Source organism: Corallibacter vietnamensis (assembly GCF_039537875.1).
Taxonomy (GTDB): domain Bacteria; phylum Bacteroidota; class Bacteroidia; order Flavobacteriales; family Flavobacteriaceae; genus Corallibacter; species Corallibacter vietnamensis.
The window spans coordinates 1,268,313-1,284,459 of record NZ_BAABBI010000001.1 but is presented as its reverse complement, the minus strand read 5'-3'; the positions used below and the strand labels follow the sequence as shown (position 1 = coordinate 1,284,459).

Below are 16,147 nucleotides of genomic sequence, written 5' to 3'. Positions count from 1 at the left end.
CTATTTAATAAATTTTGAATAGTCTTCTGGTAACTCGGCATCAATGTCTCTTAAATATTGCTCTAAAGCTGTCATAGAAGAATGCCCTGTAATTTGCATAAGCTTACTCTTTGCTGCATGCGGCGATGAGTCTTCAACCAAAGCTCGATACAATTTAGTTATAAAAGTATGCCTAAAACTATACATACCATAATCAACACCTAATCCAAATTTATCTTTAACAACTTTTTTAAAGCGACTAGAAAAATAATTTCTTTTGTAATCTGCTGTACCTTCCCAAGCTCCGCCAATACCTTTGTAGGTAAAAAGGAAATCATCATGTTTAAACTTTGATAAATCTGGTAACTCTTTCCATAACACCTCTGGAATAATCTTCGTTTTTAAAGGACTGTTTTTTGCTTTAAAACTTAAGGTGCGATTTTCTGTATTAATATCTCCTACTTTAAGTCTACAAACTTCTATAGGCCTTAAGAAATTGAAAGACACAAACTGAATAAAGAGTAATAAAGTAGGATCTTCTTTCTCTAGATAATCGAAGATTTCTTTTTGCTGTACTTTCGTATAGGTCTTATTCCTTGTCGTTGTCGTTTTATGATTTTTAATTTTCTTTACAAAATTTTCTGCTACAAGTTCGTGGTCTTCTAAAGTAGAAAAGAAGCTACTTAAACTTGCTCTATAATTGTTTCTGTTTCTAGCAGAAGTTTTTGTCATAATTTGAAGCAAAAACTCGGACACTATAGATTTATCAACGTCTTTTATGTATTTGATTTGTTTCTTGTTCTCTTGAAGCCATTTTTTGAAAATTCTAATATGGCTACTGTAAGAGCGTAAGCTACTTGCTTGAAGTGTTTTTTCCTTAAGCACCATATCAAAATCAAAAGCCTCTTTTAATGTTGCTCCTAATTCTTTCTTGGTTGACTTTCTAGGTTTTCTCTTAACAGTTACAGCAACCTCTTTCTCAAGCTTAACTTTTTGTGTTTTTTGAGTTTCAACTATAGCTTCTTCCTTTTCTAGAGTTTCCTGTTGCTTCTGATATACACTATCATTGTTTTTATACGGACTGTAACCTTGGCGTAATAATTTATTTAAAGTTTGTCTTAAAATTGTTAAAACGGCCAATCGCTCTTCCTTGGTTTTATATTTATTGGCTTCACCATAAATTGGTGTTTGACGCTTTAGTTTTCCCGTATCAGGATTTCGGTAAGAAAAATACACATACCAACGTTTCGATAAGTCGTTATTTGCAGTGTAGATTTTGGGTGTAGAATATTCTTTTTTCAATGACAAATCGTATGCACTTTCGTATGCACTTTTGTATTCTTTTTCAATTAGGAGGTTAAAATTAAGCATAAAAAAACGGTTTGGCAACACCAAACCGTTATTATACGTGACTTTGTCATTAGTAGCGGGAACTGGACTCGAACCAGTGACCTTCGGGTTATGAGTTTGAGAAAATCTTCCAAAAACCCGCTATTTCACTCTTTTTTGAGCTAAATCATGTACTGAATCGTGTACTCTGATTTATATTAATTTCTATACCAAATATAGTGCTTTTCTACCAATATCGTCTGCCTACTTCCAAAGTATCCCTATCCACTTCTTCAAACAACTCATCCTCCTTCTCGATTAATGGGTCATACCAATCAGCTTTGTCCTTAACCCATTGTAGCCATTCCTTTAATTCTTGAGTCAGCTTGTCATTTTCTAAAGCATTCGATTCAACTGTCTTTATATAATTTCTTAAATCCATTGATTTTTGCCACCTACTTGAATTGCTTATAACAGCCTTAAAAGCTTCTAATTCCCTATTTCTATTTACCTTTAATTCTTCCTCGATTTTTCTTTTTCTTTCATACTCCTTATGTCGAATCTCCCTCTCAATGCGCTTCTTCTTTTTGCGTTTTGCTCGAATTTCAAAAAAGGCTAATATATTTGGCAACTTGTCTTCTAATAATTTTGTTTTAGTATCACTCCAAGTGTTACCATAAATGCGCCTATCATATTGAAGAGTCAATTTACCAGATGGATAATATTTAGCTTCCATCCAGTCAGATCTCTCATGTTTTTCCATTATTCTATTATCGGGTTCTCGTATTCGAATATTGAAATACTCCCCAAATATTATAAGTTTCGTACCATTATAATCATGATATTTATGATCTGTCACTATTGCCACATCGTGACCTCTTGCCCTAACTAACTTTATTAATGTATCTGCAAACAAATATGCTCGTCTTTCAAGTGATTTTGAAACAGATATAGAAAAAACTCCTTCTTTAGGCTCATCAATTCTTTTAGGGTACTTGATTTTTGCCGATTCACTGAAATACTTCTTTGTTCTAACTATTATCTTATCCGTTTTAGTGAAATTTTCAGGAACCTTTAATGGCAAGGACTTGTCATTTTTAATCTCCTTTATTAACACATTCAATTCTGACAATCCTTCTAACTTCTCCGTTAAGGAAATATCTTTAATCTCTTTATCCCATTTAGGTAAGGGAATGATAGTTACCTTTTTATTGTGTTTTAACTTTTGCCAATATCCATTTTCTGGTAATGGAATATCATTTTCTTTACATAAATTTTTGAAGGCTGAATTACTTATTGGATATTCTTTAAGGATAGCAGATATGGGTTTAAACCATACTAAATTATAAAGCTCTTCTCTAGTCATAAAAATAAAATTAGTAATTAACACTAGTTATCCTACCATAAGTCTTTTTGACAGATACCGTTGCATTTATATGGTGTCCAAGCCTAATTCCTTTAAATAAGCATTATGTTCTTCCGTACTTGCTTTTATTCTTTTCTCTACATCAACAAGCTTACTATTAACTTCTTTTAAGTTGATAATTGGTTCTGGTTTTGCTGTACTAACGTATCTTGAGATATTAAGATTAAAATCGTTTTTCTCTATTTCTTCCATTGATACGCTACGTGCATATCTTTCTTCTATTTCTGGTCTGTTTTGGTAAGTATCAACAATTCTCTTTATATCCTTTTTACGTAAAAAGTTTTGTCGTTTTTCTTTTGCAAAATTTTCTTCATCACTAGCATTTATAAAAAGTACATCGTCTTCTTTTTTGCATTTTTTTAATACTAGAATACATACAGGAATACCAGTTGAAAAGAATAAATTTGAAGGCAAACCAATTACTGTGTCAATATTACCATCTTTCAATAATTTTGTGCGAATACGTTGTTCCGCACCACCTCTAAATAACACACCGTGTGGTAATATAATAGCCATCGTTCCTTCATCACTTAAAAAGTGAAAACCGTGTAATAAGAATGCAAAATCTGCTGCCGATTTAGGTGCTAAACCATAGTTTTTAAATCTAAAATCTTCCGCTGTGGTTTCACTTGGATTCCAACGTAAACTAAATGGTGGATTTGCTACAATAGCATCAAACTCTACTTTTTTAGCAGGGTTCATTTCATTTAAAATATCCCAATCATTTTTTAAGGTATCACCGTGAAATATTTCAAACTCAGAATCCTTAACACCGTGCAACAACATATTCATACGTGCTAAGTTGTAGGTGGTTATATTCTTTTCTTGACCATATATTCTACTGATAGTGCCGCCACCTTCTTGTTTTTCTATTTTATTCTTTACATTTAATAGTAATGACCCCGAACCACAAGCAAAATCTAATACCTTATTGATTTTTTTCTTTTTACCTGCTTTTGGGTTTTGACTATCTAAACTTACTATTTCAGAAAGTACGGTAGATAATTCTTGTGGGGTATAAAATTCTCCTGCCTTTTTACCTGAACCTGCTGCAAACTGACCAATTAAGTACTCGTAAGCATTACCTAAACTATCGGTATCTGTATCAAACTCCTCAATACCCTCTGCGATTTTTTGGATGATAGTACAAAGCTTTTTGTTTCTAGCTTCATAATTTTTACCCAACTTTTCTGAATCTAGATTGATTTCTGAAAACAACCCTTTGAAAGAATTATCAAACGATTCGTTTTCTATGTATTTAAACCCTTTTTGTAAGGTCAATAATAATTCGCTATTCTGTGTTCTTGCTAATTCTGCAATGCTATTCCATAAATATGCTGGCTCAATAACGTAGTGTACTTTTCTACGCATTTGCTTTTCAAAGTCTGCAATAAACTCTGGATTGTCTTGATACCAAACCGATAAGGGTGTACGACTATCTTCTTCATCTAATTTTGGATAATCAGACCCTAATTCTTTTTTAACTGATGTTTCGTAGTTGTCTGATAAATAACGTAAAAAGAGAAATGACAACATATAATCACGGAAATCATCCGCATTCATTGCTCCTCTTAAACTATCTGCTATATCCCAAAGTGTTTGACCTAATTTATCCTGTTTTTGTTTTGCTGTCATTCTTGTACTGCTTCTTGTTGTTCGTTAAAGATTTCTGGTAAATAAAATTCATATTTAGTAAGAAATCCATCGAATATTTTTTTAAATAACTCTTTATTGTCTGCACCCATTTCCCTTGGGTCGTATATGGAATACTTACCGTGACTAAATAAATTTAAAGCCCTTTCAAAAAGTACTTCATCTTCTAAGCCCTGAATGCATTTATCTATTTTATCGTAACCAAAAAAACTAGCTGTTTTTTCTAATATACTCCTTAACGTATTAAAATGGTGCGTATAAATATCACCAGAATCCACTACTTGTTTTAATTGACTGATTATTGCTATATGATGAAAGAATGGCACATCTCCTGTATCCTGTAGGGTATATGTATCATCATTTTTAGAATGTAAATAGTAGCTTTTATTTTTAACTTTATTTCTTAACTCATTATACATTACATTAAAAAATAAACTATGATGGGTTGATACTACAGTTTTTATTTTACTTCCATCCGCTTTTATTTTTTTTATTAAAGCCCCTAAATCGCAAGCTACAGCTACCGCTTTGTTTTCGTCTAAAGAAGAAATAGGGTCGTCTATATAAATGTATTTAACCCAATTGTAAGCTCCTGTATCTTCATCGCTATTTACTTGGTCAATAGCAATTTCGCATATCGCAATAAAAAAACACCAAATAAAAAGGTTTTCTTCGCCTCTCGATATTTTAATATTATCAACCTTTTGCGAATTACCCTCTACAATAACGTCTCTTGAAAAGGTTACCGTATAATTATCGTAATCGATAAAAAAAGTGAGATTTACATAGTTTTGAAACAATGCACCAATACGTGTTTCCATTTCCAATTCTTGTAAACCATCAAAAAAAGCAGAATCTTTATTGAACATTAACACTCTATTGGTGTCATTCTCTAAATCGTTATTCCAAGTAAAAAGGTCTTCTGTAAAGGCATTAAAATATAAGGTATCTCTAGTATCTTCTGTTTTACCTAATTCTTTGAACTCCATAGATAACCTTGTTTTTCCTGTACCATTATGCGCAAAAAACAAGATAAGTTCTTTTTCTGGTGTATGGTCGCCTGTTAACACTTTTCTGTAGTGACCTGCTACTTCTGTTAAGTTGTTATAGTTAGTTAATACACTCATACCGCTACCTCATTTACATTAGGAAACAATTGTTGCAACAAGCCTTTTTTATGAAACTGCAAATCTTCTATTTTTTGAGATTGGGCTTCTATTAAATCATCTGCTGCTGACAAACAATCGGCTATTTTTTGTTGTTCTTTTGGATTTTTAGGCAGAAATATTTTTAAACTTTTTATATCACTACTGTTTACTGAATCAAATGTACCTCCTTGAGAAATGTTTACCCAATAAGGTTCAAATGAAATTAACCATTGATAGAGAAATTCTTGTGAATTTCCCTTAACAACCCTAATTGCAGAAATACCCCTACCAATACAAGCATTATGAAGGGATTTGGCAACAGTCCCTACAGGCGCACGAACGCTTAATAATATATCATCAATTTCACATTTTTTCGTTACTTCTGTAGTGTAAATTCTTGGTTTAGACTTTCTATTTTTGATGTCTGCATTTCCTTGTAATAAAGGAAGACCTTTTTTATTTTCATTGTAGGAAGATGATTTTGGCGAAGAACCCATTATGATGATTGTAAAATCTTCATCACCTAGAGTCCTTTTCTCCCAATCCCCATCATTTATAAACTCTGGAAAGCGGTATTTAGGTTGCGTTTCTCCTTCTTGCGGAAACAACTGTTGTAATAAGCCTTTTTTATGGTCTTGTAACAACTCTAGCTTTTCGGTTTCTGCATTAATGACTTCATCTAAAGAAGAAAGACAAGCGGCTATTTTTTGTTGTTCTTTTATTGAAAATTTTGGTAATAAAGTATTGTAAACTATTTCACTACTAATATTTTGAACAATACCTCCTGCTGCCAACCTTTTGTATTGTATTTGTAAAAAGTCTGAATTTAAAAGTTGAAGTAAAAATTGCTTATCAAAACTATCTTCATATTCCCTAAGCACAAACCAACCGTCATAAATACAACCTTCTATTTTTAATTCATAAGTTGCACCATAACTCATAGAGTTAGCTAAAATCAATTCTCCCTTTTTTACTTTCCTGGATTTTTTAGAACCTTCCGTAGTTATCTTTTCTTCCACCTTTGAAATCTCAAAGCCTACAGCATTTTTAGTGTCCCCTATCTTTATCCAATTAACTCCATTTTCATCTTTAGTCAAAAATTGACTTATAGGTCTCGGTGAACTACCTCTATATAATTTTATGAAACTTGAAAATTTATCAATATTCCAATCTCCATAACTTTCAAACTCAGGAAACCGCAATTGTGGCACTATACTATTTTGTCCTTTACTCATAAGCATTTAACCCTGCTATTTCACGCCCTTGGGCTAGTTTATTTAATAATGGCACTAAGTCTTCCATTAGTGCCTCTTCTCTTGGACTACGTTCTTTCCACCCTAATTCTAACGGTGCTAATAAGTCGGTTAACTTTTCGCCATCAAATAGCATACGGTTCATAATTTCGGCAATAAAGGCTTTTAGGCTATCGGATGTAATACCGTGCTTTTCAGCAATTGTACGTAGTTCTTTTTCTGCCTTTTCGTCTTTATATTTTTGATAGCCTTGTCGTATGTCTTTTTCGGTTAAACCATTGCCTACTTCTAGCGTGTTAATGTATTCTATAATATCATCACGTTCTTCAATTAAATTGGCACTAGAGCTTAATAGATTAATTAGCTGCTGGCGTGTCATTTTTTGTTTAGACGGTTTGTCTTGCGTGTATTTGGCAATTAAACCAATGATATAATCGTAGTCAATTACCGCAGAAGAAAACAATACGAACTCAAAATCTAATTGCTCAACTTCTGGTGGTACGTTATCACCACCTTTATCTTGTTGTGCTTTTAAGCGTTTAGCAGTATCTAAATATACCGATTTGAAGGAACGTAAATCGTCAATAGGCAATAATGCTTCTATAGCTTCTGTTTGCTGTTCTTCTAAGTCTGTATATTGGTCTAATTGTGTTTTTAAGCGCTGTACTTCCTTAAAGGTGTTGATAAACTCTGCTCGTGCTTCATCACCACGTAAATTACTAACTTCTGAAGGTGTACAGTCTAAACCTTTTGATTGCATAAACTCGTTTAAGTTCTGTACTGCCTTTTCGTACTTTTCAATAACCTTTGGTGCTGCATCAACTAACCAGATTTCTTTAGGGTTGTCTACCTTTTCGCCAGAGAATAATACCATTGCTTTATCAACGCTTTCTTCTTGGTGTCTAAAGTCTAAAATATTACCGTAAGGTTTGGTATCGTTAATTACCCTGTTTGTACGTGAAAAGGCTTGAATTAAACCGTGGTATTTTAAGTTTTTATCTACATATAAGGTATTTAGATATTTAGAATCGAAACCTGTTAAGAGCATATCTACGACAATCATAACATCAATTTTGTTTTGATGCGGATAGTCTTTGTTAGAATACTTTTGGTCTTTTATGCGCTGTTGCACATCTTGATAATATAAATCGAACTCTGTTATGGTATGATTTGTACCGTATTGAGTATTGTAATCTGTAATGATTTCTGTTAAGGCTTCTTTCTTTTTATTCGGTTCTACCTCATTATCTTTCTTTTCTTGCTCTAAATCTTCTTGTAACTGTTTAATATCTTTATTGCCCTCGGCAGGTGGTGAGAATACACAAGCAATATTTAAAGGTTTATAGTCTTCATTTTCTGCAATTAATTGAGCCTGTAATTCTTTAAAAATAGTATAATATTGAATTGCATCGTTAATTGAAGCCGTGGCTAAAATACTATTGAATCTTCTATCGTTTGTAGCCTTATCGTGTTTATTAATTACTGCGTTAGCTACTGCTAACTTATGTATATCGCTACCAATATTTACAACGCCATCCGGTTTAAAATAATCGATATGAAAACGTAATACATTTTTATCTTCTATAGCGTGCGTAATGGTGTAAGAATGTAACTCTTGCTGAAACACATCTGTAGTTGTTTTATAAGATGCTTCGTTACCTTCAATAGTTTTATAAGTAGCGTTATCTTCAAAAATTGGTGTTCCTGTAAAGCCAAATAATTGTGCTTTTGGAAAGAACTCTTTTATTGCATCGTGATTGTCGCCAAATTGTGAGCGGTGACACTCATCAAATATAAAGACTACTCTTTTATCTCTTAAAGGTGCTAATCTATCGTAATAGGTTTCTTTATTATCTTCTCTTTGTTTTACATTACGCCTACTATTTTGATTGAGTGCTAAACCTAGTTTTTGAATCGTAGTTACAATTACTTTATCGGCATAATCGGTTGATAACATACGACGTACCAATGTTTCGGTATTTGTGTTTTCTTCCACACTACCTTCTTGGAATTTATTAAATTCTTCGCGTGTTTGTCTATCTAAATCTTTTCTGTCAACTACAAAAAAGCATTTTTCAATATTTGGGTTTTCTTTTAAAAGTGTCGATGCTTTAAAGGATGTTAATGTTTTACCACTACCTGTAGTATGCCATATATAGCCATTCCCTCTATTTTCGTTTATACAATCTACAATTGCTTTAACCGCATAAATTTGGTAAGGTCGCATTACTAGCATTTTTTGTTCACTAGCCACCAATACCATATATCGGCTTATCATTTGACCAAGGGTACACTTTGATAAAAACTTATCTGTAAAATCGTCTAAATGGCTTATTTTTTTATTGTCTTCACTCGCTAATTCATAAACAGGTAAAAATTGTTCATCTGCATTAAAAGCAAAGTGTTGGTTATTATTATTAGCGAAATAAATGGTTTTGGACTTATTACTAACTATAAATAACTGAATAAAACACATTAAAGAGTTCGTATAACCATTACCAGGGTCAGTTTTATAATCAACAATTTGTTGCATTGCTTTTCTATGACTAACCTCTAATGTTTTTAATTCTATTTGAACAACAGGAACACCATTGATTAATAAAATAACATCATAACGATGGTTACTGTTATCTGTGTTTATTCTGAGTTGATTAATAACTTCAAAGTCATTTTTGCACCAATCTTTAATATTTACAAGCGTATAGTGTAACGGTGTACCATCTTCTCTTGAAAATGTGTTGGTATTTCTTAAATAGTTTGAAGCCTTGAAAACATCAGGGTTTACTATTTCTTCTCTAAGTTTTTTAAACTCGGAATCTGTTAAATTTACCCTATTTAACTTTTCAAATTTTTCTCTGAAGTTTTGTTCTAAAGTGTTTTTATCACGAATATCAGAACGATAGGTGTATTTTAAATCGCTTAATCGACTAATTAATTCATTTTCTATTTGTTGCTCTTTCGTCATTTATTGTTTTATGTTATTCAGATGGATAAAAATATAAATCTTTTTACAAGAATCAGCTCCATTTATCAGCAATTATTAAAATCTCTTTAAGCCACCTTATCGTTTCCAAATAGAAAGTCCACCAAATCATCACCATCCTCACATCCGTGTTTCTCTAAAAGCATGCTACATGTAATATCATATCCTTTTTTTCTTAACTCGATAGCTGTCTTATTCCAACTTTCGTATTCCGTTTTATCCGGATACGCAATTATTTTGCGTCCATTTAATGGCATCAATAGTTTTTCCTTAAAGTTTGATTTACTACCAGTTGCAATCCAAATAATATCTCTGCGATAGATACTCATTTCAATAGCTGTCTTTTCAGATTCAACAATTCCTATTGTTTTTGTATTACAATCTGTTAGCAGGTGTAATCCAAATAAACATTGTTGTAATACAAAATCGTTAATTTGTAATACACGATGTAACCATGTAATACAATTGAAAGGTTTCTTAACTCTTTTACCTGTATTTGCGTCATACAACATTACTTTTCCTGAATGAATGTCAACATTTTCATCAATTTGCAGAAAGACAGTTGCTCCTTTCCAGAATTTTGATGTGCCAATACGATACTTATGTATTACTTCTTTAACATCTACAGGAACAAACTTCTTTAAAAGATACTTAACAAAATTGTTGTTCATATAATCTTTGCCAATCATTTTAATAATAGTTTGTTCGTGAAATGAAGGCTTAACTGCCACAACATTTTCAGGGATTGTATTTATTGGCTGGTTACCTTTAGGGGTTAAATGATAAGCACATTTGCTTTCCCTATCACAACGTCCTATATGGCTTTCTAAATATTGGTTTTGTTCGGCATCAACATACCTAACAAATGTCTTTTTTTGACAGTTTGGGCATTGAAATTTTTTACTTGATTTGTCTAAATGGTACTTGTAATTCATAATAGCCTGGGGGTTAATTGGTTAGTTATTAATCGTAGGATTCGTAAAACTCGTAGGATTCGTAGCGGCTACGAATATTACGAACGCTACGAATGCTACGACTATTGATTTTTTCATAATCCTAATTTGTCAAAAAGGTACTCAAGGGCTTCATCATCCGAAAAAATCGGAGTTTTATCTTTCCCTGATTTCACCTTTGCTTTTGGCATAACATCAGCTTTGAGCATATTAAATAGCTTGACCCTTTCCTCTTGAGGAAGTGCCATTGCTACGCTATATGCTACTGATGCATCCATTATTATTCTATTGGTTTAATCGTTTTAGGGCAAGTCTTACAGTTCCTTCACTTACTCCCAACCTTTCCGCTATTTGCGTATTGGGAAGTCCTTCTTCCTTCATCTCCAATATTTGGTTGTCTCTGTCAGATAAATCTGAAGCCTTATATTGCTTCAGGTGTTCGCTTTCTGAACCGAAATCTTCAAATATGAACTTCAGGAAGTTGTGTGGGTTTTCAATCTTACAGACTGCAACATTTTCTTGGTGAAAAACTTGTTCCGTATTACGTTGTTTAATCTGTTTAATGTAGCGGACAGAAGGCATCGAGGCACTCGACCCAATTGCAAAGGCACTGTCACAAAAGTTCATTAGCATTTTGCTCCCAGCCAAATCATTCTTGGACAAAGGCTTTGAGTCATCTCTTTTAGGTGTGTGAGCCAACACTAAAATGGAAACGTTGTACTTTTTATTAATTCCTTTTAGAAGCTTCATCAAGCCCAAGGCATCCTTTGCCCTTTCATTGTCATTTTTAAGATAGGTAATGTTATCTATTATAATGACACGTGCTCCGTGTGTTTCAATTAATCCAATTATTGAATGGCACAGAAAATCCTCAAAGTCCTTAAAGTCTTTAGGAACTTCTAATTCAGGGTTAATCTCTACTCTCAAGAAGTTTTCATGAAAAACATGATGGTCTTTGTAGTTATCAGAGTATCGCTTTTCAAACTGTTTGTCAGACAACTCAAAATCCAAATACGCTACTTTTTTGGGATGAGTCTCTATCTCAAATCCATCAACTGGTTTTCCCTTACTGATACTATCAGCAATTTGCACTGCCAAAATGGACTTACCAACATTAGTATCAGCAAAAAGTATACACAGCTCATCTTCAAACCAAAGCTTATCAAATAACATATTAGGTATGGGTCTTGACTTGGCTTCATTTATCCATTGATTAGCGGTTTTAACTATAAAACAACTGGTATCACTTTCTTGTGTTGGATTAGCTTGGAGCTCGTCAATATCTTTATTGACAAGCTCCAATTTACTATGGTCTATTAGTTTTCTTTCTCCCATGCTATAATATGATAAAATGGGTTTCCCAAAGCACGTCCCTGACATGTTGTGAGAGTTGTTTGTTGTTTCTCTTTGCCCTTTCGATAAGAGCTTCTCGAAGTTCATCCTCGATACGGATGGTTAATCCAGTTTTTTTCATGGTTTTTTGGTTTTTGTTAGGTTAATAAAATTAAAAAGCCAACGAAAGGCTGAAACGACCTTACGTTGGCATAAATTGATTGTGTCAAAAACACTCCAAGACTCAACTTGACGCATGTTTCTTCTTAACTCTAAAACATCAATATAATCATTGATGCTTTTTAATAGTTCTTCTTCTGAAAATTTAGGTTTTTCTTGCATATTATTTTTTGTTAAAAAATTACAGAGGCAAGTTACCATCGAAATCAGGAAAACGGATGGTGCAAAAACTGGTGAAGTAGTGGTTTGTTATGGTGCAAACCAGCTATTAATGGTGATTTTTAAATTTTATTGAAATTAAGACGCAAATTCCCTAAAAATCTTCATAAAAATGTCAACTCTTTTTTGATTTTCTGGTTGAGTTTCAAGGTCGAGTTTTCGGATATTCCTCTTGCTTATTTGATGTTCATTCAATAGATATTTACTGAAATCACTTTTACTGCCCTGAACAAGATTGAGAACACTTAATGCGTGATATAAACAGTCTACTTCCGTAGAAATGTTTTCTTTGAAAGATTCAATGGTCAAATGGACTCTTATAAAGGGCTCCAAGGACTTGAAGATTCTGATATACTTATCAAAAACAGGTTTAAGCTGGGCAGCTTTTGAAAAAAAGGTATCCACTTCAAAAGAAAATCTGTCGTTCAAGCTCAATATGATTTTGAGGTTATATTCAAAGAACACAAAATCGTTGATTGTCTGGTCGTCATTCATCAGCTGATGGTCAAAAAAATCCATGTTACCATAGAGGTATTCCAATATGAAATCCCTTTTGCCGACATATTGCTTTAACCCCTGCCTTCTGTTCCACAGATATTCCAATTTGGGCTGGGGATAAATATTTTCGATACCATTATCAGAAACAGTTCTATTTTGAACATCCATACCCTCAACTTTAATATTCTTGAAATGTGCGTTAAATTGTTCAAGAGCCTTGTTTCTTGCATCAGGACTGGACAAACCGTAAACATCATTGTTAAAGTCATTAAAAAAATGGCTGAACGGATTATTTATATAATGAATATAACGCATCAACAAAAAATCATAAAACTCTTCCAAAAGCAACTTACATGGTCGAACTTCTTGTTTGGTCTGCACCTTAACGCCATTATATAGTTCACGAGTAACCGGTATCTCGCTTGTCTTAATTAAAGCGTCAAAATAATCAAGCGATAAGAGAATTTCATCTTGTTGTGAGGTTGCTTCCGTTTCAAACATATCCCTGTTAAGCTTGCCAAAATATTCCATGCCATGATAAATTATAAAGAAGCACGAAAATACTTTTTTATGGCAACCTACAGTAGTAAAATTACAACGTATTACGTGTATTACAAATCCTAAAAATGTATTGCACTGTATTACATAGCCTTATGAAAATAATTTATTACTCCTTTAACAAATGGGAAAAATCTTCGGGAAGAACCGCATCAGTGTTTCGGAGATAATTCTCGAGACCTTTCAGAGAAGTATGTCCTGTTATGAGCATGAGTTTACTCTTTGCAGCAATGGGGGTCATATTTGGTTCCTTAAGGATTTCTTTATAAGCTTTTGAAATCGTTGTGTGCCTAAAACTGTAAAGCCCGAAATCTTTTCCAAGACCAAAGTGGTCTTTAACCCTTTTAAACCTACTGGAAAAATAGTCTCGTTTGCTCCCTTCTTTGACGTCCCACTGACCTCCTATACCAGTTGGTGTAAAAAGGTCATCGCCATTATTGAATTTTGATAAATCAGGTATTCTGTCCAACAGTATTTGTGGAATTATCTTCACCTTGACCAATTGGTTCTTTGCTTCTACTTGCATCTTCTTATCGACAATGTCAATATCGCCAACTTTAAGCCTACAAACTTCCATTGGTCTTAAAAGACCATAAGTAACAAAATCCACAAATAGTGAAAGAATAGGCTCTTCCTTGTTCATATAGTCCTTTAAATCCTTTAACTGAACGGTACTATAGGACTTATTGCGTTTTGGCTTTGAAGTTAGCTTGGAAATTTTCATCACAAAATTATCCTCTACCAGATCGTTGTCATAAAGTGTAGAGAAAAATGAACTTAAGTCGTTCCGTGTATTGTTCCTGTTACGTGGACTGGTTTTCTGTAATACATAATTTAAATATTGTAATACAGTTCGTTTTTTAATCCTTGATATACTATCCTCCTCTTTAAACCCATTTTCCTTTAGCCATCCATAGAATTGATTTATCCTGCTCCTGTACTTTGGATAGGAGTTTTCGTTGAGTACCTTTTTCTTGGTCTCCAAAACAAGGTTTTTGGCTTCTTTAAGGGTCGTTATTTCCTCCTCCTCCTCTATCTTGGTTTCAGGTTCTTTAATCGTTGGAGTCGTTTTTGGAGTCTCGATTTCCTCAACTACAACCTCTTGTTCACCCATGAGCTTTCTTCTCACATGGGAATTGTCCTCGCTGTATGGATTGTAGCCAGCTTCAAGAATGGTCATGAGCTGTCTCTGAATGGGCTTGAGTATCCCAAGCCTTTTAGTCTTGGTACTTTGTCTGTTCGCTTCGCCCTTGATGCGCTTTTGCTGTTCCATATAGCCCGTATCGGGATTACGGAAGGAATAATAGACATACCAATCCTTTTTTAGGGCATCGTTCTGCTCCTTTTTGGAAAGTTTAGACCATTGTGAAATATCCGCTCCACCAGTGTAGATTTTAGGTTCATTGTAGTTGGGTTTCATAGTAAAATCATGTACTGAATCATGTACCTGCAATATAAAACTTAAAACTGAAGTCATAAAAAAATGGGTTGTGAATACACAACCCATTGATTTAGTTCGCCTTAAGCTTTGTAGCGGGAACTGGACTCGAACCAGTGACCTTCGGGTTATGAGCCCGACGAGCTACCTACTGCTCTATCCCGCGATATTGGACTGCAAATATACAACGGTTTTTAAGATTACCAAGCATAAAATGAAAAAAAATTATCATTCTGCTGTTATACTCCTTATTCACAACCGCTTTAAAGTAAATATTAAGCATAAAAAAAGATGTGCCATAAACACATCTTTTTTATTTATTTTATAAATATACTACTTACTAATCATCATCAAAGTCTGTGGCAACACCTTCTTCTATAGGTAATCCCATAATTGTTGGCTGATTGCTTTTATCAGTTACCGTAACATACTCTGTATCTAAATTATTGTCGCTAACCATTATGACATTCAAACTTTCTAAATCTGTGATTTGATATGGTAAACTACCTATTAATTTGTTGCTTGATAAAACCAACTCTTCAAGGTTTTTCAACGCTGATATTTCAACAGGTATGTACCCTTCAAGCTTATTATCTATTAAACTTAATTTTTCTAAATTCTTTAAATTCTCAATGCTTGCTGGTATTTCTCCTGTTAAAAAATTACTTCCTAACAATAATTCTTTAAGGTTTTCTAAATGTGTAATTGAAGTTGGTATTTCTCCAGTAAAACTGTTACTGAATAATTTTAGAATAGTTAGGTTTGTTAGGTTTCCTATATCTTGTGGAAGCTCTCCTTCTAACCTATTCATATACAGCTCTAAAACTGATAAATTATTAAGTTTTGTAATACTCTGTGGTAATGTTCCTGTAAGCTTATTAAAGCCCAAACGTATTTCTTGGATATGGATTAAATCTCCTATCTCTTGAGGTAAGTTACCTTGTAGGTTATTGAATTCTAAATCAAGACTTACAACCTTGTTATTCTTTAACGTAACGCCATACCAAGAATCAATAGGCTTATCTAAATCCCAAGTATTTGTCCAGTTTTCACCTTGTGTTGTGTTGTATAAAGCCAATAAAGCTTCTTTCTCACTTTGAGCAACGTTTGCAAAGGTTATTGTTGTTATAAAAAAGCATAACACAATGGTTTTTAAAGCTTTCATATCGTTCTGATTTGGAATAATTTACAACAATAT

13 protein-coding genes and 1 tRNA gene are annotated in these 16,147 nt (G+C 33.3%); all 14 read right to left on the bottom strand.

The window, feature by feature from the left end:
- Entirely contained in the window at positions 1 to 1,350 is a 1,350-nt protein-coding gene (locus ABD690_RS05870) for a tyrosine-type recombinase/integrase (protein WP_344728263.1), read from the bottom strand.
- A gap of 205 nt (positions 1,351 to 1,555) precedes the next feature.
- Entirely contained in the window at positions 1,556 to 2,674 is a 1,119-nt protein-coding gene (locus tag ABD690_RS05865) for a hypothetical protein (protein ID WP_344728261.1), read from the bottom strand.
- A 66-nt stretch (positions 2,675 to 2,740) separates the two neighbouring features.
- Positions 2,741 to 4,369 carry a type I restriction-modification system subunit M gene (locus ABD690_RS05860; protein WP_344728259.1) on the bottom strand — a complete coding sequence of 543 codons (1,629 nt, stop codon included), beginning with the start codon at positions 4,367 to 4,369 and terminating at the stop codon, positions 2,741 to 2,743.
- Complete coding sequence (locus ABD690_RS05855; protein WP_344728257.1) at positions 4,366 to 5,514, bottom strand: AAA family ATPase; 1,149 nt, start codon at positions 5,512 to 5,514, stop codon at positions 4,366 to 4,368. The genes ABD690_RS05860 and ABD690_RS05855 overlap by 4 nt, the downstream gene beginning before the upstream one ends.
- The gene (locus tag ABD690_RS05850) at positions 5,511 to 6,770 is read right to left on the bottom strand and encodes a restriction endonuclease subunit S (protein WP_344728255.1); all 1,260 of its coding nucleotides are present in this window, start codon (positions 6,768 to 6,770) and stop codon (positions 5,511 to 5,513) included. The genes ABD690_RS05855 and ABD690_RS05850 overlap by 4 nt, the downstream gene beginning before the upstream one ends.
- Complete coding sequence (locus ABD690_RS05845; RefSeq protein WP_344728253.1) at positions 6,763 to 9,753, bottom strand: type I restriction endonuclease subunit R; 2,991 nt, start codon at positions 9,751 to 9,753, stop codon at positions 6,763 to 6,765. Before ABD690_RS05845 ends, ABD690_RS05850 begins: the two co-directional genes overlap by 8 nt.
- A gap of 86 nt (positions 9,754 to 9,839) precedes the next feature.
- Positions 9,840 to 10,706, bottom strand: coding sequence for a DUF6371 domain-containing protein (locus ABD690_RS05840; protein WP_344728251.1), 867 nt, complete (start codon positions 10,704 to 10,706; stop codon positions 9,840 to 9,842).
- Positions 10,707 to 10,819: 113 nt separating this feature from the next.
- On the bottom strand, positions 10,820 to 11,002 hold the full coding sequence (locus ABD690_RS05835; protein WP_344728249.1) for a hypothetical protein: 183 nt from the start codon (positions 11,000 to 11,002) through the stop codon (positions 10,820 to 10,822).
- 7 nt (positions 11,003 to 11,009) lie between these two features.
- Positions 11,010 to 12,059, bottom strand: a complete 1,050-nt coding sequence (locus tag ABD690_RS05830; protein ID WP_344728247.1) for an AAA family ATPase — start codon at positions 12,057 to 12,059, stop codon at positions 11,010 to 11,012.
- Positions 12,060 to 12,194: 135 nt separating this feature from the next.
- Positions 12,195 to 12,398 (bottom strand): hypothetical protein, encoded by a 204-nt coding sequence (locus ABD690_RS05825; protein WP_344728245.1) that lies wholly within the window; start codon positions 12,396 to 12,398, stop codon positions 12,195 to 12,197.
- A 135-nt stretch (positions 12,399 to 12,533) separates the two neighbouring features.
- Positions 12,534 to 13,484 carry a hypothetical protein gene (locus tag ABD690_RS05820; protein ID WP_344728243.1) on the bottom strand — a complete coding sequence of 317 codons (951 nt, stop codon included), beginning with the start codon at positions 13,482 to 13,484 and terminating at the stop codon, positions 12,534 to 12,536.
- 136 nt (positions 13,485 to 13,620) lie between these two features.
- Positions 13,621 to 14,931, bottom strand: coding sequence for a tyrosine-type recombinase/integrase (locus ABD690_RS05815; protein WP_344728241.1), 1,311 nt, complete (start codon positions 14,929 to 14,931; stop codon positions 13,621 to 13,623).
- A gap of 111 nt (positions 14,932 to 15,042) precedes the next feature.
- A tRNA-Met gene (locus ABD690_RS05810) sits at positions 15,043 to 15,115 on the bottom strand.
- A 174-nt stretch (positions 15,116 to 15,289) separates the two neighbouring features.
- The gene (locus ABD690_RS05805; protein ID WP_344728239.1) at positions 15,290 to 16,114 is read right to left on the bottom strand and encodes a Two component regulator three Y domain protein; all 825 of its coding nucleotides are present in this window, start codon (positions 16,112 to 16,114) and stop codon (positions 15,290 to 15,292) included.
- Positions 16,115 to 16,147: the final 33 nt, after the last annotated feature.